A 21,890-nucleotide genomic window follows, 5' to 3' on the forward strand; every position below is an offset into this window, starting at 1 on the left:
TGCTATATTCCTCTGCAACAGTTTTGACTTTCAGGCATCCCAACCGGGCCTCAGACAGGGCAAGAGGAAATATATTCAGTGCTTTGAATAGAGCAGGCGTAAACGTTATACCCGGTGAACATACTCCTTCCGGATTGTCAGAAACGTAAACAATCAGTCCCAGGGTTTTATCCAGAAACCGTAACGTACGGGTGGCTTTGTTAATGCTTAAAATACCGTTAGCAGATCTTGTCGCCAGGCCACATTCAATAGCGAGTTCAGTGACCGAACATTGCACCCTATTTGTAACAGGATCATAGTGGAAACACATCCCTTGCAACAATGCCTCAATAGCCCGGCAACGCAGAACCGGAGGCATGCGATGCCGTTTGCCTTGTGAACGAGCAATTGCTACATGTATGGCAAAATCAAAACGAGACGTGAAGCCTTCGGCTTTCGCCATCAGCTTACGGCAGAACGGCAGCGTTTTCTTTCCTTCACGCGGGGTGAATTCAGGATTCGGGTTTCGGACCTGCCGGTAATGAGAGAACAGTGTCTGAACGTCAGTCACTTCTTCCAGCACTTACAATACACGGAAGGAGCAAATGGCACAGAAACAAGTATTGAACTTTTCTGAGCATAAAACTATACTCCCTGTATAGCCTGATTGATGGCTATGCAGTTTTAGTGGGCCCCGTTAATCTTCTTCCCGTCGCCAAACTAGATGAAGATTATCGGGGTTTTTGCTTTTCTGGCTCAGGAGAAACACCTCAGCAGAACCAGATCCCTGCCACCTTACGGCGTGGCCAGCCAAAATTATTCAAAACTATCTGGTACAGGAGAACATTTCCTGTAATGTCACTTTTCTTTCGATGAGGAAGTTACTGCATTTCCGGGCTGCGACATCTCTGTGTCCTCAAGGATCAAATAAGGATCTTTGTAGAGAATACTACAAATTCAGGAAATCAGCGACTTACTTTATAAACGTAACCCGCGTTGGCGCACGGTTTACGTCCGGGGATTGTGGATTACTGCGTCAGTACGTCTGTTTCCAGTCCGCTCCCTGCGCCCAACGTGATACCCAATGGTTCAGATATTTCTGGGCAACAACCGGGTCATCCCACACAACAAGCACGTTCTCCGAATTCGAACGGTCTGCTGCACGGGAATAATTGAACGATCCTACTTCGGTGTGGCGGCCGTCGCTGATGATCACTTTGTCGTGCAGAATTTTGTACACACTGACGGTGCGTACCGGAATGCCGGCACCGACCAGCAGGTTCATTGCCGCCCTGCTGGCGTTGTTGTTTTTCCAGGTATTGGCTTTCCAGTCCAGTACCACTTTCACATCAACACCACGGCGTTTTGCGTTGACAAGGGCGCTGACCACCTCCGGAGAGGAGAAGGAATAGACCAGCAGGCGGATTTCCTGCTGTGCTGTCTCAATTGTCTTAAGCACCAACTGCAGAGCCGTACCTTCCGGAGAAAAACCTGTCTCAATAGTGGCTGAGTAGGTATTCGGTACTGGCGCAAACAGCGCCAGACCGAGCAGGCCGGGTAAAAGCCACCGACACAAATGTATTTCGTGAATTATTTGCATGGTATTTCCTTCACTTGCTTCACTCAGAAACCCCGGGAACCGGGCGTGGAAAATGACGCAGAGCAGAAGCGTCAGTGACCTCCTTCGCTTTACATGTTTGGTTCATTATATATACCTTTGACATACACATCTCCGCCACCCATAATGGATATACACTCTGTATATCCAGACAAGGAGACAGCTATGCATACAACACTTTTTTTGAGTAACCGGACTCAGGCAGTCAGATTGCCTAAATCGATATCCTTTCCGGAGGATGTGAAACATGTCGAAATCATTGCTGTTGGCAGAAGCAGGGTCATTACTCCGGTCGGAGAATCCTGGGACAGTTGGTTTGATGGCGAAGGTGCCAGCGCTGATTTTATGAGTACCAGAAAACAACCTGCAGAACAGGAGCGGGAAGGATTCTGATGCTGAAATTCATGCTTGATACCAATATTTGTATTTTCACCATCAAAAATAAGCCCGAACATGTCAGAGAACGCTTCAACCTAAATGCATCCAGAATGTGTATCAGCTCCATCACCTTAATGGAGCTGATTTACGGTGCAGAAAAAAGTCAGGCGCCGGAGCGGAATCTTGCAGTCGTGGAGGGATTTGTCTCCCGCCTTGAGGTTCTGGATTACGACGCACAGGCAGCGATACATAGCGGCCAGATTCGTGCCGAACTGGCTCGCAAAGGAACACCTGTTGGGCCTTACGACCAGATGATTGCTGGTCATGCGCGTAGTCGCGGGCTGGTAGTTGTCACAAACAATATCCGCGAATTTGAGCGCATTCCAGGTATCCGAACCGAAGACTGGTGCTAACCTCTGCATCAGATGTTCTCTTCGGATTCCGGCTCCTTTTCCGGATCACGCTGGAGTGGGAATCACGTATCGGTACAAACAGCTCAGAGAATACTAACCAGAACACCAGTACACAGCAGATGGAGGGCATACGCTGGAGCTAACCACCGTCCTGCCTGCAGACGTCGTCCGGAAGTCGGTACCAGCCCGTGGATACAAAACAGCACCGCCAGCGTAAGAATCACGCCGGAAAGCATCATCACATCACCGTGCCGGGCATTAAGCAGTGCGACCAGCAACAGCCAGACAGCAAACAGGGCTGGCCGCAGTGAGTCCCGGACCTGCCAGATAAGCAACGCACCGGCGAGCATCAGCAGACCGGGTATGCTGTAACTGGCGGAGCTAAGTGGCAGGTATCCCACCAGGACCGCGAGCGCTGCAACGCCATTAAGCACGGTCGCCGTCTGCAGGAAGCGGGCCACCTGCATGACAACAGCGAAAGCGAACAGGATATTCAGTTGCCACCACATGAGTCCGGCGTCCCTGAAGGCCAGCCAGTAACCCGGCTGGGCCAGGAGAGCCATCAGCCACAGGCGGTTAAGGCTTTGCTGACGCAGGGTTTTGCCTGCCATGTTACAGCCGCTGACCAGCGCAAACAGGGGGAATGCACAACGCCCGGCCATGTTCAGTAAGGGCATATCCAACTGGAAGGCAGTGGCGATGTGGTCCCCCACCATTGCCATAAACGCGATCATCCGGATGACATCGCGCTGCAGCGCGGAGAAATTCAGGACCGGCCTGAAAGGATGCAGGGCAACAGATTTACCCGGACTCATGCCGCAGTCTCCGGTCGTTGTGCGCAAAGGTGTGCCCTGACGCGCTCAGCCAGTTGCGGCTCATCATCGCTACGCAGCAGCGGAATACCAGCTTGTTTCAGCACCTCTTCAAGCAGCAGGTCACGCCGCTGACGTTTCGGCGCCTGATGGGAACGGTCGTCCAGCTCCACTGCCACAATGATTCTTCCGTTGCGGTCCGTGATAACCACATCGCAGTGCCACTGCGATACCAGGCGGAACAGTTGCCACCATTCACGGCTCCCAGACTTACGGTCGGGCGCCACTCTGACGATATCGGCCACTCGAACCTGTGGGCACAGCCGCCAGTGGCGGGTATCGGTCACCCTGTCGAGTCGGCGCAGAAAACGCTGCTCCCGCTCCGTCATCAACTGACCGGCACTGACGAACGACGGTCGGCGACACAGCAACAGTTCAGTTCTGCCCGGCCGAATCCCTTTTTCACGCAGTCTCTGCAAAAGTGGATGCCGGGCTGAACCGGCCTGCCTGAGCATTACCACAAATCCGGCGAGCAGAATGGCCATAATGAATATTTCGTTAAACATACACACATCCTCCCTGAATCAGTCCCCACCGAGCGTTTTTTCCAGCTCAATGTCCTTTTCCAGTACATTCACCACCCACTCACGCTCGGTACGCAGCATCTGTTCGCGCACCTGCTGGCGGATACCCCGACCGTCCGCCACCGCTTCCTGAATGGCCTCATCCAGCTCACGCTCTCCCCGGGCTGTACCGTCACGGAGCCGACGTTCTTCATCAGCAGACAACTGTGGTTCGGGTCTGGTGCTCTCCTCACCCGGGACTGCCGGCAGCAGTTCCTGCCGGGCCTGCTCCGCCAGCTCCCGGGCCGCTTTTTCCTGTGCCTCTGCCAGTTTCTGCTGCTCATCCGGAGGCAGCGTAATGGGGTCTTCCGCTTTCGCCGCCGATTCAGCCTCCGCCACACTACGCACTGTCCGAGCCACCTCATCAGGCTCAGTGATTCGTCCCCCGGTCAGGCGGGCTGCATTGAGCAACCGTTCTTCACCGTGCAGACGTATCACCACCCCGCTATCCGGGTTCTCCTGTGCCAGGCGCAGCGCCGTCTGTGCATCATCAGCAATGAGTGTCTGTCCGTTACGGCTGGCCTGCAGACCGGCGAACTGGGCATCCTCCCCACCACGCAGGCGGGACTCATCACTGAGCACCACGCTCATCCCGTCATCCTCAATGCGGATTTCGGTCAGGAGTGCCCCGGCTTCTTTTCCGTGACTGGTCCACGCAGGAAGGGCTACATAAGGTGTCGGGTATTTCCTGCCGGCAGCAATGAAGCGCGCCATTGTTTCGCCCCCAAGGCCGTTTTCCGCCAGTACCCGGCAGCCCAGCGAGGTTTTATCCAGACGTAAGGCAGTGGCCAGCAGTCGGTTGCCAGTGTCGGATTCGTGGTCACTTTTCTGGTGCAGCAGGTCATGGGCGGTTTGTCCGGCATTTGAGTGCCGGGCATCGGCACTCCAGCCGGCCAGATTGTCGGTGTAGACCTGCACATGCTCTTTTGCTCGTGACAGCGTTACATAAGTGGACTCCAGAGATGCCATTCTTTTCCTGCCACCTTCTGTACCGGTCAGGGCAATGGCAAAACGTTCACTGGCCCCCTGCACGCCATAAACCGTCAGGGCGTATGCGAGGTCAATATGACGGTCCTCCGTCACGGCCTGCGGGTCAACAATTTTCTCCTGATCTCCCTGGCGAAAGCGGATGGCCCCTTCGTCAGTGAACCCGGCCACCTCCCACAGGCTGTTGGCCACGTAGCCGCGGTTGGTGTCCGAGCAGGTAAAGCGCACCCGGTCCCCCTGACTGATCGTCAGATCGCGGGGTGTGAAGAGGGAAATATCCTGTGCAGTGTTCTGCTGAGGAGAGATCAGCACCGACTCCCCGTCAGCATTACGCAGCGTGACCACGGCGTCCTGCGTATCCACCTCTGCCACAGTCCAGTAGCGCTCGTTCATCATGGCCACGGCGCCGGTGTACTCCGCAAAGGTTTCAGCTGCACGCAGGGCGTTGTCTGGCACCCGGAGCGGCTCCAGGACGGTGAACGTGCGTTCTTCAGCACCTGTATCGCCTTTCTCATGCCGGGCGGTATGAATGGCATCATTGATGGCATGACGATCGGCGTTGAGTTCCGCCACAATCAGTGTCTGCTGCTGTGCCTCCGGGGTGCGCCCCATCCAGTCATCCCGGATGGCTTCAATGATGTCGGTGCGTACCAGGGCCAGTTGCTCTGGCGTCAGTGTCTGTTCGCCGGCAGCAACGAGATAACCCTGCCCCTGGTCCTGCTCCTTTTTCGGCGCACGGATTTCCATGACCGAGTTATCGGGCACCCAGGCCCCAGGCTGACGCGGGACCTGCTGTGGGGTGACGTCATCCACCTGGCGCAGGGATATCTCCACCTGACCGGCGATGATGCTTTCAATCGCTGGGCGCAGCGCCGGGGTCTGGCGGACAATCTCCTGCATAACCACCGTATCGATGGCGCTCCGCTGCTGCACCAGGCGGAACGGCAGACCGGTTGAGATGGCCTGCAGCTGCGCGGTATCCCCACTGGAGACCATTCGTCCACCGCCTGCGGCAACCAGCTGATAGAGCTCTGCCATATCGCGGTTACCCACCATCGAGCTCTCATCAGTCAGGAACAGGACATTACGGAGGTCCGGTGTTTCCCCGGCCTGTATGGCCAGGCGGGTTTCACTCAGAAAACTGGCAAGCGTTCGTGCCTCCACCCCGGCTTCACGCATCTCATGCACGGCGCGGTGCGTCGGTCCCAGGCCGATGACCTGCGGGCGCACGGATTCAGACAGGGTGTTCAGAGCCCCCATCACCGCCCGGAACTGGGTGGTTTTCCCCACCCCGGCGTACCCCTGAATGGCCATAAAGCGGTCGGTGTTCTCCAGCACTGCCCGCGTGGCCTCCCGCTGACCTGCCGTCAGACCGGCCAGGACTGAGGCAGGCGTCAGCGCCATCAGGGGCGGTACAGCCTCCTTACCCTCTGCAATATGGCGGATGATGGTCTTTTCCATCTCATACGCCACACGCGGGACCAGGACGCGGTTTCCCGCCCCGGCAACCGAATCCAGCTTAATCAGCGCCCCGCTGTCCACCTGGCGGGCGATTTCTGCCCGGACATCAGCCAGCGGCTGGCCAGACTTCACCGCCTCGGCCAGCAGGGTAAGCTCACCGAGATGGACCAGTCCCTGCTGGGCGCGCGGGATGGCCAGATTCACCGCCTGCTCCGCATCCGACATCAGACGGTCCCGGCTAGCCTGTATGGCTGCGTCCAGATTTACCTCGCCGGTCGACTGGCGAACCTGGTCACTGGCCAGGCGCACCGCAGATACACTCTCCACTTTGCGCGCTGCCTGCCCGGCCTCCAGCGGTGTATAAATCCGGATGTCGCTGCCACTCTGCGCCAGCGCGTTCAGGGTCTGTTTATTCAGCCCGCGCGGGCCGACAGCAGCCAGCACCGTGCGCGACGTGCTGGTACCGGCTCCGGTCCCTTCCACATAGTCATGGGCCAGCTTCACAGCCCGGTCGGTGGGCAGACTCAGTTCCCGGTCGCCGCTGCGCAGCCGTACCGCGCCCTCTTCCAGCCCCGCCACTGTAAACTGCTCTTTCGCTTTGATGCCCCCCTTCAGCTCCCGCCCCAGCGCCCTGACGCGGTCCCCTTCAGAAACCGCCAGTGTCCGGCTGCGGTACAAACTCCAGCTGCCGTCCAGTTGCGTCACCTTCAGGGTCAGGCGACTGCCGTCTTCACCCTGCAGCACCAGACTGTTGGTCGCCTCTGCCACCCGGTCAATGGTATGGCGGGTCATCGTTTTCTTCTCAGCGTCCCACTGCTCCATCACCATCCCGGCCCGGTAGTTATCGCGCTGATGGCGGGTTTTGCTGTCCAGCCACACCGGCTCCAGCACCTGCAGCGTCACCTGCTCCCGGCCCAGCTCACCCGCATCACGCCGCGTATCCCGGATAACCTCCGTCAGCTGCTGGTGTTCCCGGGCGCCGGTCACCTGGGCCACCACATCCCGCCCTTCAGCTGACAGGCGCACATAGTCCTGTGCCAGCTGGCTGTAACGGCTCCGCTTGTCCGCCTCACTGACCAGCCGCACTTCCGGAAGCTGTGTGCCGTAAAACCGGTACTGGGGAATATCCGCCTCTTTGAGCACAGACAAAGCATTCCCCGTCCCCTGCCGGTTTTCGGTGTCCATGAATATCAGCTGCGCCCCGGCGCTGAGCGCTTTCTCCTGCAGCAGGACGGTCTCTTTCAGCGACAGTCGCTCCGCCCGGTCGACGATAACCGTCCCCTGCACCGGCAGTACGGTGTCAGCGTTCATCTGCGAGCGCAGCATCACCTGACCTGCCAGGTGCGGGCTTTCCGCCAGGAACTGGCCACTGCGACCGTCTGCCGCAATCACCATCACTTCACGACCCTGTGCGCGGGCCATCATCGCCACGTCTTCCGTGCGCTCACGCAGGGCCTGCGCACCCCCGCGCCCGCTGAGAATAGCCACCGGACTTTTATCCTGCGTCAGGACAGAGACCGCATCCCCGGCAGGCATATCTCGCTCTTTTGCCCGTTCCGGAAAGACCAGCACGGTCTGCTCCGCAACGGCCGTGCGCGCCAGCTGATGGACGCTGAGTTCGTTCAGCAGGTGGATATCAGAGGTGAAGATGCCCTTCTCCCGGTCCAGCGGGATAAGGCGCTGCCCTTCAATTGCGGTCTCAATCCCAGCACGGGCCTGCTCAAACAGACCCGGTGCGGAGGGCAGGCGGTTGACCGTGCCGGCCAGCATTTCCGACCAGGTGAACTGGACCTTTTTGTCCGACAGCGCGGAGATTGTGTCGCTGACCGCCTTCTGCACCAGTTCGTCAGCAGCCTCGCCGGAAGACGCGATTCCCGGCTGGCCCGGCGCACTTATCCCCCCCTGACCAGCAACAACAGGACCAGAAACTTCCACGCGTGCCTGCGCCTGACTGATGTAATGTCCGATATCAAATTTTTCGTCCGTTAAGCGTCGGCGCCAGTCGGCTTTCAGCAAATCCGGGTCGGCCCAGGCTTTTGCATGGCGGGTATCGAGTGCGGCAACATCACGAGATTTAGCTGAAGCGCCCGGCCCGGCCGCTTCCCGGATGGCCTGACTGCGCGAGGAAAAAACGTCCACCGGCACATCCTTCAGCTCCCACAGGCCATGTTTCCCCGCCGCCACCGTTTCGAATCCCATCGACTCAATGTCTTCACGTAAGGCAGAACGGTACAGGTTTCCCAGCGCTATCTTGGTGGCGTACAGATTCTCAGAAAAGCCGGTTTTCATCCGGGTATCGCTGGCCAGCGACCGCCATTTTTCACCAGCGAATGTCGCATTAAAGACCAGGGCATGGGTGTGCACCTGCGGGTCCAGGTCCCGGGAGGTGTCATGGTTATACAATGCAGCCACCATACTGCCGGTCAGCACTGTTTCCGTTTTCCCTTCCTGCGTGATGCGGGCGCTGACCAGTTGCTCCACTTCCTGCATCACAACCGCCACGGCCCGGTTATGCGCTTCAATAAAACGCCGGTCTTCCCCGACCAGCGCCATGACGGAGACACTTTTGGGAGCGGAGAACGTCAGGTCATAGCCGCTGCGGTGTTTGTTGACACCATCAACCATCCGGGACAGGTCACTGCCATCAGGCAGTCTGCCCTGGCGGACCGCATCCATATCGGCGTTAGCCACTTCACCCTTCAGCCCGAGTTGCGCCGCCCCCTCCCCCATCCAGCGGGACTCCAGCGAGCCGCTGGCATAGTAGTTGTCTTCATGGCTGTAATAGCCCCCATCACCCTTGATGGAAGAAATGGAGAGCATCAGTATTCCCTCCCGTCATCCATCTCATGCGTTTTGTCTGTCGCATGGTTGATATTGACCTCTTCCCGGCGGGTCATGTCGCGGGTCTGGTGCTGCCCCTGCCCCTGCTCCCAGGCTTCATACGCAGCAAAATCCACCACCTCCCCGTCGCTGTTCAGGCCAGGTGGCATATCCCGGGTCAAATCCTGCTCAATATCCCGCTCCGTTCCCCCTGCAGCAGTCGTGCTGCCTGCAACGACGGCGGATGAAGACGCCGTATTCACTGCTACCGCTGTAGGCACAGGTACAGAGGGAGCCGTCACCGGCTGGAGGGTGGGTGGCGAGACCGGGGCGGAAGCACTTTCCGGCACCGGCGTCACCGGGGTAAACAGCCCTTCCAGACTCAGACGTTCTTCTTCCGTGCGGCGGACCAGCTCATCTTCAATGGCCTGGTCAAGACTGGTCTGGATGTCTCGCGGGATCAGGGCATTAGCCACGCCGGGCATCGCCTCATACTTCATTGAGAGTTTCACCACCGGGTAATCACCAGGCAGGGTGACAAAACACTGCAGGTCGTTCAGCGACTGCACGTCGGAGTAGCTGACGATACTGACGCGTTCTTCTTCCTTGCCAAACGAAATCCCGTCACGCACCTGCTCATGACCAAAGCTGGTCTGTTCGCTGAATTTCAGACGGCGGGTTTCCCCGATATCCTCTTCCACAAACTTCGCAATCTGGGCACTCGGGGAACGGAAAAAGAACTTGGTGTTCAGCAGGTCAAACAGCCCCGCCGCCGCCTTCGGGCCATAGATTTCTTCCATCTGGGCGAAGTTCTGGAACCCCAGAGCGAAACAGCCGCCAAACTTACGCGCTTCAGCAATGATGCGAGGCAGCGTGGCCAGCTTGTGCAGTGAGGGCAGTTCATCATAGAAAAACCAGACACGACGCTGACGGTTTTCCCCCATCGCCAGCAGACTGGTGGCGGCAATACTGAGCCACATGGAAATCAGCGGTTTGAGCGACTCATGATTCTGTTCATCAGAGGTGATGAACAGCCAGCCATTCTTCGATTTATCAGCCTGGCCCTTCATCCATTCCCGGATGGTGAATTTCTCCCGGCCCGGACGGTCGATCCCCTGCAGATAACGCATCGCCTTGACGTAGTTGGTCAGTACACTTCGGATGGAGATGGCGGTCTTCTCTATCTTGCCGTCAACCAGTGTGGAGGCAGGCGTCCCGGCCAGGAAAGCGCGCAGTTGATCCAGCTGAATGGCCAGCAACGTGCGCAGAAATTTGTTGTAACTGCGATCGGGGTCTTTACGCATACGCTCTGCACCTTCCGCAAAGATGGTGCGTGCACTGCCCTGCCAGAATGGATCTTCCCCACTGCTGGCCGGGATCAGGGTGGTACTGGCATTCTCCAGTTCGGAGATAGTGCGGCACTCCTCCCACATGTCCCAGTTCGGACACCGGGCATCCTGCGCGTTAAGGACCTTATCCCGCGATTCGTCGTAAAAATCTTCCACGAATGTACAGCCCTTGTCGTAGATGATGACCAGGTCACCACGCTCACGCAGATGCTTCAGAATTTTACGCATCAGCTGAGATTTTCCGGAGCCGACAGTACCGTGCATAGCGAAGTTCTGAATTTCGGAATCCAGCTTAAGCGGCAGGTCATCGATACGAATATCGGAGGCTTCTCCGCGTTTTTTCATCAGGCGGGCAACGTCTTTCGGGGATTCACTGAGGACGCGCCCCCCGATGATTTCATCCTCACTCTGCTGGCGACCGGTACGACCGAGATACCAGTACACGGCCAGCGTGGCGAGAAACGCGACCAGCAGCGAAGCGCAACCGGCAATCACCAGTTCCTGTTTCAGCAACTGCCCGCAATAGACTGTGTAATTGTCGCTGAGGATCTGCCGGGCGCTGTACTGCAGGGTGTGTTCGTAATACCGGATATTATAAACCGGCTGGCTGACCATTCTTTCCGTAAACGGCGACATCACCCGGACGAACCAGTAAATAATACCGTTGGTCAGATTCTGAATACTCATCCGCATCAGCAGGACGGCCAGACCAAACAATACCGTCCCCATAATGACGTAATAAGAAATCAGATTATTTATCTGCAGGAACATTTTCAGGCGCATGAAAGCGACCTGACCGCCCTGCGTTAAGTCGCGAGGATTCAGGCTCATTATGTTATTCCAGAGGTTATAAAATAAATTTCTTGAAAACGATTTCACTTCAATGCAGGGAAATCACTTTTAAAACAATGAGTAATAAAACACACTACACTTTGTGTAGCATTCCGATATACGCATGATATGATTGTGTATACAAAAGCTACACAGAGGTGTTTATGAAATCAGAAGCCAGAGAAGCGCCAATCAACATCAGGGCTAAAACATCCCAGCGGGATCTGATCGATATGGCGGCAAGCCTTGTATCAAAATCACGTACTGACTTCGTTCTCGAAGCCGCGTGTCGTGAGGCTCAGGACATTTTGCTTGATCAGCGTCTGTTCGTACTGGATGATCAACAATATGATGCATTCCTGTCTGAGTTAGATGCGCCCATAACCCCGGAACGGCAGGCGCGTATCGATGCTCTCATGAGTCGTAAATCGCCATGGGAATGAGAGCACCGGAACCTTTAACGCCCGGACACAATATTGCTGAGTTTTCCTGTTCAGATCCGGGTCTTAATGAATGGCTGAAAAAGAAAGCATTAAAAAATCACAGCACTGGTATTTCCCGTGTATATGTTATTTGTGCCGAAAATACGAATCAGGTAATCGGTTACTATTGTCTTTCTTCAGGCAGCATTCAACGGAATACTGCACCAGGCTCTTACCGACGTAATGCCCCGGATTCACTTCCCGTGGTAGTGCTTGGCAGACTTGCAGTTGATCAGGCTTATGCCGGAAAAGGCCTTGGTATCGCACTGCTCAAGGATGCGATATACCGGACGCAGAATATTGCAATCCAGGTTGGTGTAAGAGCTTTGATAGTTCATGCCCTGAATGATGAAGTGAAAAGCTTCTATACAAAATTCGCTTTTGAACCATCTACAGCGAATCCATTAACTTTATTTTTCCCTGTCAAGATTTGAGTTATCATTTTATTCGAATAAAAAAATCTGAATTAAGGGTGACCACCCGATCACCCTGACAGTATTAAAGAATATTGGCGACAGATTTTGCCAGCTGATCTTCGAGGACAGGTTTTGCCTCTTCGAATTTCAGGTTAACTTTATTGGCAGAGGACACGATACGGGTCTGGTATTTATGCTGATTACCGGTCTGCGTGCTGGTCTGCACTTTATATCCGGAGGTGCCCTGTTTCAGGGCGGCGACATTATCGGTCTGCACGCTTGCGGTGGTTTTTTCAGAAATCTGAATATCCGTCACCATCGTATAGTTGATATCTTCCACCATCGCGTCAGCGGCCATTCCCACCAGACCGGCAGCCAGTCCAACACCTAATGTCGCGCCGGCAGAACTCGAGTTATAACCGGTAATCCCCGCACCTAATGCAGCACCCGCTATCGCGCCTTCGTAGCCCTGGTTCAGAAATCCCTGGGCAGAACGCAGGTCCATTTTATCGGCTTTCAGGACATTGGCCTGAATCCAGTAGTGTGCGCTGTCCGGCGATGACGTGATGGTATAGCCCTTATCCTGAAGTGCTTTGGTCACTTTCGCCTGCAGGCCGGACATGTCTTTGTCAGAGGTATTTTTTATCTGGAGGTACACGGTTTTCTGTGAGGACGGCTCCAGCCAGATGGTTTCACTCATCTGGGTTTTGACTTCAAGGTTACGTTTCTTAATCGCTGTGCTCATCGCGCCACACCCGGAGAGCACGAGGACAGAAGTTAAAACGGCAGTCATTGCCATCAGCTTAACGTTATGTTTCATATAATTTTTCTCATTTCCATATAAGTCGCATGTCACATGCCATGCCCGGAGGTACTGCTGTTGTCACCTGCACGTTCAGTACAGGAATGGTTAATGTACAGACAGAATCATAACCACATCAACAATATGGCTATACTGCACAGATTTTCGGAGTTTCAGACAATGATAAAACGGTTATTTTGGGGATGCAGAGAGCAACTCTTTCACTTTCGACAGGCTACTGACTACTGCAGGGGTCATATATCGGGATAATGATCCCTGTAAAAACAACATGCTAATAATAAAAGTAGCAAACCATGAAACACCTAGCCCTGCGACAAAAGGCTCACCAGTCCACAGCAAAATACAGCCAATTAGAGAGTTCACAATAAACAATAGTCGTGTATAAAACTCAATTTTATTTTTAAGGATTTTCAATAAGATTGACTCTCGTCTTACATCATCTCCTAACGTTAGAAAGATACACACATTACTATACGTCGCTCCAATAAAAGCAAGACTAAAAAATGCCATCGTTGCGCAAGAAAGTAAACTAAGATAGATTATTTTTTTAAATTGATAATCTAAATCACCCGGCTCCTTATAAATAACAAAAGCCAGAATAACAAAAACAACCTGAAGAAGGTAAGCGTATTTTAACCTATCAAAAATCATACCCATGATTTTTTTATTGGTTGGAATTTCATAATCCCTTTCACTCATCGATGCCAGAATAAAGCTCGCATCCTTCTCTAATTCTGAACGCTTCATATAATATCACCTTATGGCTTACTAATCCGTTTCTGTAAATCATCCTTTATATTATTTAAATCTTCCAGTCCTTTACCACTACCACCATCCCATTTTTGTCTGTCTTCCTCAGCAGCTTTAGCATCATTAAAGTTTTTATTACCCTGTTCATGCTCACTCTGCAAGTTTTTATACTCCTGACCGGCAGACTCACCGGTCGAGATCACAGTATTTTTATCATTACTGACGCCCGATTCGGCATGACTGCGTTGATTCTGTACATCCGTCGCCACCACACCCTCTGCTTTCACACCATTCTGCGTGGCCAGATGATCCATCCCGGACTTCTGGTCCCTGAATTCACTCTGTAAATCAAAACTGTCTGCGGGTGCAGAGACACCGCCTATGCCTTCCCCGGTACGGCCCCTGTTCTGCTCAAACTCCTGCAGCAGTTGCGGCTTAATGCGGTCTTCCACAAAGGCCTGCGCCAGTCTGTCTCGCTCGGCGCGTACTTCCGGGCTAGCCGCATCAGAAAGCAGCTGGTCAGCTTCACCCGGACGTTTACTGGTGACATACCCGACAAACTCCTGGGAGTAGTTCTGGTTAATACTGGCACTGTTATTTTCTGCATAGCTGGCCAGCTGCGAGTATTCATGACTGCGGGTGACCGCATCATTATACTGCGATGCCTTGCTTTTCAGGTCGGAGAAAGTCGATGCCAGCTGGTTTGCCAGAGAACCCGACGCATTGTCTGTATGGCTGCCACTGTCGGTAACGCGGGTGGACGTCACCACGTCCATCGCATCGCGGAAATCCTTCAGCTCCTGAGCGCTGAACCCTTTGCTGGTCCCGCCCTGGTGAGTCAGGTCAGAACTGGTGCCATGCGAGGAGCCACTTCTGCCCGTATAATCAGTCTTCAGGTGCCCTTCAACTGATCCTTTTAGCCCCGTCGCCAGCCCACCAATTTTCCCGAGAATATGCCTGTCTGTATCAAGAGATACCTGAGCGCTCCCCCCAACTCCCGCGCTCATATCCTGACTCTTGGTTGCTGCTGCCCGTACCCCTTCAGCCAGAGTGGTATTTTCATCCCGGGCATAGCGGGAACCAATCGACTGAATAGTGTTCAGCGCTTTGGTCAGATTGCTGCTGGCAGAGGCATCGCTGCCTGCCACAGTGGTGTCACTGTTGCCCCGCTGCTGGCTCCACTGGCTCATCTGTGATGAAGCCAGACTGGAGGTCTGCGACAGGCTGTTACTGAGGCTCTGCGCCTCACTCAGCGCATCACGCTGCTGTTGCTGCCAGCTGCTGGATGCGATTTTCCCCAGCGCAATATCGACCGGCAGTTTTGAAATCGCTTCCGTGGTGTTGTAGACCGACTGCCCTGACGACGTCAGGGTTTTCGTCGCCCCGCTCTCCAGCTGGCTGGTAATATGTCCCTCACGATGACTGTAGTTGGTGTCCCACTTGTTACCCTGTACGTTCCCGGTCGACATATTGTTATAGTGCCAGTTGCCGTCGACAGCCTGAGATGACGACTGGGTGGAGGCTGACTGCAACGTCTGCCCGAGGTAGTTCCCCGCCTGCGACACCACCTGACCCAGCCCTTTCACCATCCCCCAGGCAATAAACGGAATGGACAGTGCCAGCCAGCCTGCCGTGGTCCCGATATCGGAGTAAGTGTTCTGCACCTGGTCAAAGGTGGCCAGCGTCACCGCCGTCCCGTTGAGTTTGCTCTGCAGGTAAAAATTCATTGCATGATTCAGGATGGAGAACAGCAGCGGCCACATCTGCAGATAGGCGATGGTGTAGACGTATCCTTTAATAATCGTCCAGGACAAGGAGCTCACCATCGCCAGTACTACCAGAACCGGGAACAGGGCAATCGTCATGCCGAGCAGCACCGAATACATCACCGGCAGCGTATTGGCGGCTACCGAGGCGCTGGTTGCCTGCGAGAGGCGCATTTTGGCCATTGAGGTCTGCGTGGCCACATTCACCAGCCCCGCCGTATCCCCGTTCTGGGCGGAAAAACTCTCCAGACCGCTGCGCAGGCCATTCATTATCACGTTCTTGCGGATAATCTCAGTAGACGTCAGGGACGTGCCATGAAAATAGCTGTAGCTGTCGCCCAGCATTTCCGTGAACAGCGCATTTTTATTCCCGTTCGTTGGCCCGAACACCTGGTTGGTAAACCCGTGGGTCATGTTCAGGACCTGCTGCAGAAACGGCTGCGGGTTGGCTCCGCTGATGTCGCTGGAATCAGTGTTAATTCTGGTGGCGGCCTGCTCGCAGGTCAGGAAATTACGGTTTTTATCATACAGGCCGCGCAACGGGCTGGGGCGGCTGAAGATGAGCGCATACGGGTCGGAGGCATTCATCAGGTCCCCGATGGTGTACTTGTTGTTCAGCATGATATCGCCCACCACGCAGTTATGGACGTAATCCGTGAACATACGCTGGATTTCCGGCTCAGAGAACCGGAAGTCGGTGCTGCCTGCCGCCAGCTGCGCCCCGAACAGCATCCCGGTCTTACTGTAGGTCAGCGCATCCGGGCGGGCAAAGATAAAATCGTAAGTCTGCGCCATCCCGGCCCCGATACGGGTAATCAGGCTGGCCGGCGCGGCAAGGCCGGTTGGGACATTATCCACCTGATATATAGCAGCAGGCTCAGACAGGTCCACCACCTGGACATTCGTTTTATCGCCAATCATGACGGCCAGCACAAAAACATAGAAGGCCACCCACTTCGCCAGGTCCATCAGGTTACGGGTACGGATATAGGTTGCCGCCCCAACAATCACGGACACGGCAGTAGCCATCACAATCAGCGCATCCCCCGCCCGGCTGTTAAAAAAGGCCGCCACACCGTTGAGCGTGTCCTGGAACCACGCCCCGCCCGCCACGGTATAAATCGTTTCCACTGACATATTAATTCACCCTGCTGAACTGGTAGTTACCCAGCACACGGTCGCTCATCTTTGAGGAGACCTGCTGGCGGATAAAGCGGATTTGCTGCTGAGCGGAGATGAGGGCATCCTCCTTAATCTGCACCTCCATACGCAGCGAGTTGAGCGCCTGCCGGGCATCGGACAGGCCATTTTTCAGCTCTTTCATATTGGCCCCCGGGTAGTCTTTAGTGGCCAGAGACCCATTGACCACCTTCATGACGGCCTCCAGATACTGCAGGTAAATGTCGACGGCAATGTAATCTGTCAGCTGGGCAAACAGGGACTGCGACACGCTCAGCGATGACTGGTCCACTATCCAGGACAGGATGGGGATGGAGGTGCTGTTGATGAACTGCTTCTCTTTCTCCGTCAGGGGCGAGTCGGTGATGGCCTTGCTCTCGATGCTGGTCAGCATGTCCTGCACCATGCGAATGAGAGATTTGGATTCGGATATCGTCACGTTACTCAGGGACGGGGACAGGCACTTGTTCTGGTTGTCGCAGACGTACACCTTCGCGCTGCCCCCGCTCATCATCGCCGTCAGCAGACTGCGGTCGGAGGCCAGCGACGAGAGAATACGCATCTCGCCGTTGCTGCCAAATATCACCGACCCGCTGATACTCATGGCAAACTGGCGCAGTTCCGCATTGCTGCTGAGCGTGCTGTTACTGAGCGCATCCCACATCAGATTGATGTCCTTCAGCACCTGGTCCTTCTCCGCGCCTTCGGCCTTATCAGTCACCGCACCGTATTTGCCCCCGGAGGTGCAGCCCTGACGGGAAGATACCCAGTCCGAGAACACATTTTTCTGCCCGGCCACCGACTGGCAAACGTTCTGCTGGCTTTCTCCCCACAGGGACGCCACGCTGTCGACCATCCCTTTTGCTGCCTGGCAGCTGGACATATTGAAGCGGTTAAGGTCGGCGGCCATCTTCTGCAGGAAGTCTTTCGCCGCTTTCAGTTCCGGGACCGTGGTTTCCAGCGCAAGGTCAAAAAAGTACCCCGCCGCGTTGGCCATCGTCTGCTTCACAAAGGCCATAATCTGGTCGGAGTTAATAAAGGAAAACGCCCCGAGATAGACATCAATCCCGCCGCAGCCGGCGTTGATGGACGGCAGGCTGATGGAGATCAGCTGGATATTTTTGTTACCGGTCCGGGCATAGAACGAACCGCCGGAGACATACCGCGCCGCCTGCCCTTGCCAGGCTTTGGCCGAGGTGGCATTACTGGCGTAACTCATGTCATTGAAGAAAGAATTCATGTCATCCTGCAGGCCGGCATGCGCCGTGCCCGCGCTGTACAGACCCAGCACCATCGCCAGGCAGAGTGGTTTCAGTCGCATTATCGTGGTCCCTCAGAAGGTGGTGGTAGGGGTTTCCCGGCCTGACGGTCCAGCGCCATCCGGAATACCTCATCGAGGCGGTTGCGAAACTCACCGGCCGCTGCGGCCCCCTGCAGCAGCGGCCAGGTTTCCATCGTGTTAACGTTGGTCAGAAAGGTGGTTGGCGTGGCCACCGGCAGGCCACCCTGGAAATATTCCACCATCACATCAGGCGTTGCTGGCAGAACATCGGGGAATTCGGCATCCCCCTTCCCGTCAAGGCTGATGGGGAAAACGTCAAGACCAGTTTGCTGAGAAAAGGCTTTAAGGACCGGCGCAAACTGGCGGCAGTACTGGCAGGTCGACTGCATGAACAGCACCACTTTCCAGTCCTGCAGGTTAACTTTCCGCCCGTCACTCAGCGTATACCAGACAGGTGACGTATCCTGAGCGGCACGGTCTGTTGTCGGTGTAGCACTGTTCTCCGGCAGGCTAAGAGCGTCCATCGCAGGGGCGCTGCGGCCCGTTTTTCCGGCTTCAAGAGCACGAATATCATCCAGTGTTCCGGCCTGCAGACAGCCGGCCATCACCGCCGCCATCAGGATGGCGGTCCGCAATGCAGTAATAAGCATGGGTTACCTCAAAAGACAGGTGTTATCAGTAGTCAGGTGCAAAGTGGGTAAGGACGCTGACCATCTGGCGATCCAGGTCGTCGTGGCTCATAAACCCCCACGCAAGGGGTTGCCACTGGTGAGTTTTCGGGTCGACCAGAAACGTGGCCGGGAAATGGGTGACACGCATTTTTTCGGCCTGTCCGCTGTCAGGGCGACTTTGCGGAAGCTGGTCGCTGAGTTTACCGTCCACGCTGACGGCCATCAGACTGATCCCCCGCTCTTCACAGAAAGCCCGTATCACCCCGGCCATCAGGTTGTCGACGGCATTGTTGCCCCGGTAGAAAAAGAACAGGCCATAACGCTGCGCCACCTGGCTGATAACCGCATTCTGGACCTTCTTCTCTTCAGTCAGGCGGGCTTCCACCGTGCCGTTGTAATGGCTGCGCTTCACGTTGTAATCCAGCTCCGGATACTTCAGCCGGGCCAGTTTCGCCGTCTGGGTGAAGTCCGTTGCCCGGTCAGTCCAGAAGTTCTGCAGTGTCATAAAGCGGCGAAAGTTCTCCGCAGAGGGATACAGAATGGCGGTGTCCAGCGCTTCACGGGTAGCCTGCTGGAGCACCTTTTTCTGCTCTGATGGCGTCATGCTGGCCAGACGTTCCCGTAGTGTCGGCGGCGACGCCGGTTCGGGTTCAACCTCTTCAGTATTGGGGTTGTACCACTGCCATCCCTCTTCCCGGGCATAGTCAGGTACCAGTACATCATCGGGAGCAGCATGCAGTGATGCTGCCATCATCAGGGCAAGCGCGCCGGCAATACATCTCATGGCGCGTTCTCCTGCATTTTTTCGGCAATGATGTCCTGCGCCTTTTTCAGCAATGCCTGGTCTTCCGGGATTTCACTGCCGGCATTAAGATCATCATAGAAGTCGCTGAAGTTCATCACGCCAAAGTCGAGTCGCTGCAGTTCATCCACCGTGATGCCCCGGCAGTCCGGTGACTTGCCTTTACCGAACCCCACGCCCAGCTGGTCACGACGCCCCTGCTCCTGGACGATACGCGCCAGTCTGGAATCAAACACGCAGTAACCACGTTTTTTCTCGAGACACACACCCAGCACTTTCTTGCTGCAGTATTCCCCGACATACACCGTCAGCTTTTTATCCTTCGCTTTGCCGAGCGCCTTTTCCTCGCTGCTGCAGCTCGACAGGCCTACATCCTGGCCCCAGCCGGAGTCCTTGCAACAGTTATTGAAGCCCACCGCCATCTTCTTGCAGTGCTGTGCTTCGCCGGTAAAGGCGCGGACGTCCACACCATTGAGCGCAGCCACATCCTCGCCAGCGGCGGCCACTGCCGCGAGCGCCGAGACGGCCTGACCGAACATGTTGCTGGTTCCCGTCTGCGCCAGGGCGCAGCTGCCGTCCTTGCAGAAGAATTCCCCGCCGCAAATCTGGCCGTTACCCTCCTTTTTACGCTCACAGGAGTACGTCACCTGCTGGCTGACGCAGAAACCGTCGACCGTATCGGCACACTCGCTGCGGGTCACCGTGCAGGACGGATTCTTTATGAACTCCCCGCAGGTGCCTTCGGTCTCGGTCTGAGTCAGGTAGGTGTCCTGCCATTTCCAGCAGTCCTGATGAATGCTGTACGTTTTACTGCCCACAATGACGGTCCGTGTCTCCCCCGGCTCCACACACTGTGAGCCGGTCATGGCCCCTTCGGTCTTACTGAACGGGCAGCTTTCAGACCATTCAACCCGTGGCACCCATTCTTTTTCGCTGACTCTGACGTACATGGTGAGCGTAAACGTCGATTTCCCACTGGCCAGCGATTGATAAACCTGCCAGTCCCCGTTACCACCGTTGATACAGTTGCCGTTAGCAGTGCAACCGGAGCCCGTCAGCACCTGTCCTTCGGTGATGCTCATCCCGGGAGACCCGCTCAGAGTGAACATATTCGTCCCGCCCGGAGAGGTCGCGACATTGAACACGGAGTTCATGAACGTATAACGGGAGTTAAGGAAATATAAACTGGCATACACCTTCAGTTGTGCATTCATCACGACACCCGTAACCGGAGAAGTCACGCTGAATACCAGCTGCTTTCCGTTCTGGCTGTAACGAAACTGCCCCGGGGAAATTGTCACATACCGGTAAACCTCGGTGTTTTTCCAGTCCCCGTTAATGGTCGCGGTGCGTGTGCAGTACTGCTCAATTCTGGTGTCCCGCAGACACTGATGGGTGGTAATTTCTGTAAAGCTGGCAGGCTGGTCCACGCAACCGGCAAACCCGCCGCCGGTAATGGTCTCCGCCTTGTCTTTCATCGCCAGTCCCTCAGAGATAAACGGCGCATCCAGTGAGGGCTTGTTATCCGACGGCGTGTTCAGAATGGATTCGGTGATGGTTTTCCCGGCCTCCGAGGTATTCAGCGCCGTTGAACCGGGGGCAGTCATGTCGACCCCGGACGACGTCACTCCCCCGTAATAGCCGCTCTCCTGCGGTGAGTCGATATAGCCGGGGATCACTTCCGCCGGCTTAAACCCCTGTATGGCGCTGGTCCCCTGCCCTTTGCTGGCGTTACCCTGCTGCATGCCCTGATTAAACTGGTCATTGGCAACAAGCGGCGCGACCAGACAGAAAGATGCCATCGCCATCAGTAAAGGAAGACAGCGTTTCATTGCGCCCCCCCGCCCAGCAGGTTCCGGGCCGTGTCAGCACAATCCCCCTCTTCCGCCACCCGCTTCAGGGCCTGATGTAACGTCAGGTCTCCCTGCAACCGGTCAACCGTATCCCCCTGGTTGCCGCAGGTCACAATCAGCACAGGCACAGCGGTGATGTTGTATTTGCGAAAGGTGGTCGGATCTATCTGTACCCCGCCGGTATTGCTCTCTTTCACCAGTCCGGCAACCGCATTGGCAGTGGCCCGCATATCACCGTTGACCATCCCCCGGATGACCACCGGAATATTGAGTTCCGCCGCATCCTTTACGCGCTGCTTCAGCTCCTCCGGCGGCATCGAGAAGGACACAAACACCAGGGCCGCATCCACCGGGCGCTCCCCGGGCTGCATGGCCTGACGGAACTGTGAGGCCTGCGCGTCCAGAAAAGCCTGGTCCTGTGGTGCCACGGTGCGCGGCTGTTGCAGAAACTCCGGCGTCTGCAGGGCACGAAAACGTTGCCGGTCCAGCTGCAGCTGGTCGTGTATAAACTGGCGGTTCTCAGCATGGTCACTTGCCACCCCGGCCCCGCTGACCAGAAGCAGGGCCAGCGACATCAGTACTCGTTTCAATGTCT

The 21,890-nt window shown here is 55.7% G+C and carries 18 protein-coding genes and 1 pseudogene; 4 read left to right on the top strand and 15 right to left on the bottom strand.

Translation table 11 applies throughout. From position 1 onward, the window contains the following. Positions 1-43: 43 nt before the first annotated feature. From repA to OGY09_RS07425, 3 genes and pseudogenes are all read right to left on the bottom strand, one after another. Positions 44-550, bottom strand: a pseudogene (repA, locus tag OGY09_RS07415) (plasmid replication initiator RepA); the annotation flags it as partial. After that, positions 543-620 (bottom strand): RepA leader peptide Tap, encoded by a 78-nt coding sequence (gene tap / locus OGY09_RS07420; protein WP_072001180.1) that lies wholly within the window; start codon positions 618-620, stop codon positions 543-545. The gene tap and the pseudogene repA, both read right to left, overlap by 8 nt. 395 nt (positions 621-1,015) lie before the next feature. Further along, positions 1,016-1,579 (bottom strand): phospholipase D family nuclease, encoded by a 564-nt coding sequence (locus OGY09_RS07425; protein ID WP_286590179.1) that lies wholly within the window; start codon positions 1,577-1,579, stop codon positions 1,016-1,018. A 183-nt stretch (positions 1,580-1,762) separates the two neighbouring features. Here OGY09_RS07425 and vapB point away from each other — a divergent pair, with 183 nt between their 5' ends. Continuing rightward, positions 1,763-1,990: a toxin-antitoxin system antitoxin VapB gene (vapB, locus tag OGY09_RS07430; protein WP_079964753.1), complete on the top strand. Its 228-nt coding sequence runs from the start codon at positions 1,763-1,765 to the stop codon at positions 1,988-1,990. Further along, entirely contained in the window at positions 1,990-2,388 is a 399-nt protein-coding gene (gene vapC / locus OGY09_RS07435) for a type II toxin-antitoxin system tRNA(fMet)-specific endonuclease VapC (protein ID WP_094883119.1), read from the top strand. The genes vapB and vapC overlap by 1 nt, the downstream gene beginning before the upstream one ends. Positions 2,389-2,471: 83 nt before the next feature. Here vapC and traX read toward each other — a convergent pair whose 3' ends face one another. The 4 genes from traX to traD are packed head-to-tail and all read right to left on the bottom strand — an operon-like array spanning position 2,472 to position 11,271. Then, a complete protein-coding gene (gene traX, locus OGY09_RS07440) occupies positions 2,472-3,203 on the bottom strand; it encodes a type-F conjugative transfer system pilin acetylase TraX (protein WP_286590186.1) in 732 nt (243 codons plus the stop codon). Beyond that, the gene (locus tag OGY09_RS07445) at positions 3,200-3,766 is read right to left on the bottom strand and encodes a DUF2726 domain-containing protein (RefSeq protein ID WP_286590188.1); all 567 of its coding nucleotides are present in this window, start codon (positions 3,764-3,766) and stop codon (positions 3,200-3,202) included. Before OGY09_RS07445 ends, traX begins: the two co-directional genes overlap by 4 nt. 18 nt (positions 3,767-3,784) lie before the next feature. Continuing rightward, positions 3,785-9,091 carry a conjugative transfer relaxase/helicase TraI gene (gene traI / locus OGY09_RS07450; RefSeq protein ID WP_286590190.1) on the bottom strand — a complete coding sequence of 1,769 codons (5,307 nt, stop codon included), beginning with the start codon at positions 9,089-9,091 and terminating at the stop codon, positions 3,785-3,787. After that, positions 9,091-11,271: a type IV conjugative transfer system coupling protein TraD gene (gene traD / locus OGY09_RS07455; RefSeq protein ID WP_286590193.1), complete on the bottom strand. Its 2,181-nt coding sequence runs from the start codon at positions 11,269-11,271 to the stop codon at positions 9,091-9,093. Before traD ends, traI begins: the two co-directional genes overlap by 1 nt. Before the next feature lie 164 nt (positions 11,272-11,435). Here traD and OGY09_RS07460 point away from each other — a divergent pair, with 164 nt between their 5' ends. Together OGY09_RS07460 and OGY09_RS07465 are read left to right on the top strand one after the other, a co-directional pair. Continuing rightward, positions 11,436-11,714 (top strand): type II toxin-antitoxin system TacA family antitoxin, encoded by a 279-nt coding sequence (locus OGY09_RS07460; protein WP_286590195.1) that lies wholly within the window; start codon positions 11,436-11,438, stop codon positions 11,712-11,714. Beyond that, on the top strand, positions 11,705-12,187 hold the full coding sequence (locus OGY09_RS07465; protein ID WP_286590198.1) for a GNAT family N-acetyltransferase: 483 nt from the start codon (positions 11,705-11,707) through the stop codon (positions 12,185-12,187). Before OGY09_RS07460 ends, OGY09_RS07465 begins: the two co-directional genes overlap by 10 nt. Before the next feature lie 64 nt (positions 12,188-12,251). On the opposite strand, the gene traT is transcribed toward OGY09_RS07465, so the two are convergent. The 8 genes from traT to trbC all read right to left on the bottom strand — a co-directional run bounded on the left by traT (position 12,252) and on the right by trbC (position 21,885). Further along, on the bottom strand, positions 12,252-12,989 hold the full coding sequence (gene traT, locus OGY09_RS07470; RefSeq protein WP_286590201.1) for a conjugal transfer complement resistance protein TraT: 738 nt from the start codon (positions 12,987-12,989) through the stop codon (positions 12,252-12,254). Positions 12,990-13,163: 174 nt separating this feature from the next. Then, positions 13,164-13,739 (bottom strand): protein traS, encoded by a 576-nt coding sequence (locus tag OGY09_RS07475; protein WP_286590202.1) that lies wholly within the window; start codon positions 13,737-13,739, stop codon positions 13,164-13,166. 11 nt (positions 13,740-13,750) lie between these two features. Further along, entirely contained in the window at positions 13,751-16,645 is a 2,895-nt protein-coding gene (traG, locus tag OGY09_RS07480; RefSeq protein WP_286590203.1) for a conjugal transfer mating-pair stabilization protein TraG, read from the bottom strand. Position 16,646: 1 nt separating this feature from the next. Beyond that, the gene (gene traH, locus OGY09_RS07485) at positions 16,647-18,008 is read right to left on the bottom strand and encodes a conjugal transfer pilus assembly protein TraH (protein ID WP_286590204.1); all 1,362 of its coding nucleotides are present in this window, start codon (positions 18,006-18,008) and stop codon (positions 16,647-16,649) included. Next, positions 18,008-18,619, bottom strand: a complete 612-nt coding sequence (gene trbB, locus OGY09_RS07490) for a type-F conjugative transfer system pilin assembly thiol-disulfide isomerase TrbB (protein ID WP_286590205.1) — start codon at positions 18,617-18,619, stop codon at positions 18,008-18,010. The genes traH and trbB overlap by 1 nt, the downstream gene beginning before the upstream one ends. 25 nt (positions 18,620-18,644) lie before the next feature. Next, the gene (traF, locus tag OGY09_RS07495; RefSeq protein WP_286590206.1) at positions 18,645-19,424 is read right to left on the bottom strand and encodes a type-F conjugative transfer system pilin assembly protein TraF; all 780 of its coding nucleotides are present in this window, start codon (positions 19,422-19,424) and stop codon (positions 18,645-18,647) included. Then, positions 19,421-21,274, bottom strand: a complete 1,854-nt coding sequence (gene traN / locus OGY09_RS07500) for a type-F conjugative transfer system mating-pair stabilization protein TraN (RefSeq protein ID WP_286590207.1) — start codon at positions 21,272-21,274, stop codon at positions 19,421-19,423. The genes traF and traN overlap by 4 nt, the downstream gene beginning before the upstream one ends. Then, entirely contained in the window at positions 21,271-21,885 is a 615-nt protein-coding gene (gene trbC / locus OGY09_RS07505) for a type-F conjugative transfer system pilin assembly protein TrbC (protein ID WP_286590209.1), read from the bottom strand. Before trbC ends, traN begins: the two co-directional genes overlap by 4 nt. Positions 21,886-21,890 lie beyond the last annotated feature (5 nt).

It is taken from the genome of Citrobacter sp. Cpo071 (assembly GCF_030332765.1).
Classification (GTDB): Bacteria; Pseudomonadota; Gammaproteobacteria; order Enterobacterales; family Enterobacteriaceae; genus Citrobacter; species Citrobacter portucalensis.

Excerpts from the sequence above, each read along its gene's own strand:
- trbB (WP_286590205.1), bottom strand. The coding sequence starts at position 18,619 with ATGCTTATTACTGCATTGCGGACCGCCATCCTGATGGCGGCGGTGATG.
- tap (WP_072001180.1), bottom strand. The coding sequence starts at position 620 with ATGCTCAGAAAAGTTCAATACTTGTTTCTGTGCCATTTGCTCCTTCCG.
- OGY09_RS07475 (WP_286590202.1), bottom strand. The coding sequence starts at position 13,739 with ATGAAGCGTTCAGAATTAGAGAAGGATGCGAGCTTTATTCTGGCATCG.
- OGY09_RS07465 (WP_286590198.1), top strand. The coding sequence starts at position 11,705 with ATGGGAATGAGAGCACCGGAACCTTTAACGCCCGGACACAATATTGCT.
- traX (WP_286590186.1), bottom strand. The coding sequence starts at position 3,203 with ATGAGTCCGGGTAAATCTGTTGCCCTGCATCCTTTCAGGCCGGTCCTG.
- traG (WP_286590203.1), bottom strand. The coding sequence starts at position 16,645 with ATGTCAGTGGAAACGATTTATACCGTGGCGGGCGGGGCGTGGTTCCAG.
- traD (WP_286590193.1), bottom strand. The coding sequence starts at position 11,271 with ATGAGCCTGAATCCTCGCGACTTAACGCAGGGCGGTCAGGTCGCTTTC.
- traH (WP_286590204.1), bottom strand. The coding sequence starts at position 18,008 with ATGCGACTGAAACCACTCTGCCTGGCGATGGTGCTGGGTCTGTACAGC.
- OGY09_RS07425 (WP_286590179.1), bottom strand. The coding sequence starts at position 1,579 with ATGCAAATAATTCACGAAATACATTTGTGTCGGTGGCTTTTACCCGGC.
- vapC (WP_094883119.1), top strand. The coding sequence starts at position 1,990 with ATGCTGAAATTCATGCTTGATACCAATATTTGTATTTTCACCATCAAA.
- vapB (WP_079964753.1), top strand. The coding sequence starts at position 1,763 with ATGCATACAACACTTTTTTTGAGTAACCGGACTCAGGCAGTCAGATTG.
- OGY09_RS07460 (WP_286590195.1), top strand. The coding sequence starts at position 11,436 with ATGAAATCAGAAGCCAGAGAAGCGCCAATCAACATCAGGGCTAAAACA.
- traF (WP_286590206.1), bottom strand. The coding sequence starts at position 19,424 with ATGAGATGTATTGCCGGCGCGCTTGCCCTGATGATGGCAGCATCACTG.
- traI (WP_286590190.1), bottom strand. The coding sequence starts at position 9,091 with ATGCTCTCCATTTCTTCCATCAAGGGTGATGGGGGCTATTACAGCCAT.
- traT (WP_286590201.1), bottom strand. The coding sequence starts at position 12,989 with ATGAAACATAACGTTAAGCTGATGGCAATGACTGCCGTTTTAACTTCT.
- traN (WP_286590207.1), bottom strand. The coding sequence starts at position 21,274 with ATGAAACGCTGTCTTCCTTTACTGATGGCGATGGCATCTTTCTGTCTG.
- OGY09_RS07445 (WP_286590188.1), bottom strand. The coding sequence starts at position 3,766 with ATGTTTAACGAAATATTCATTATGGCCATTCTGCTCGCCGGATTTGTG.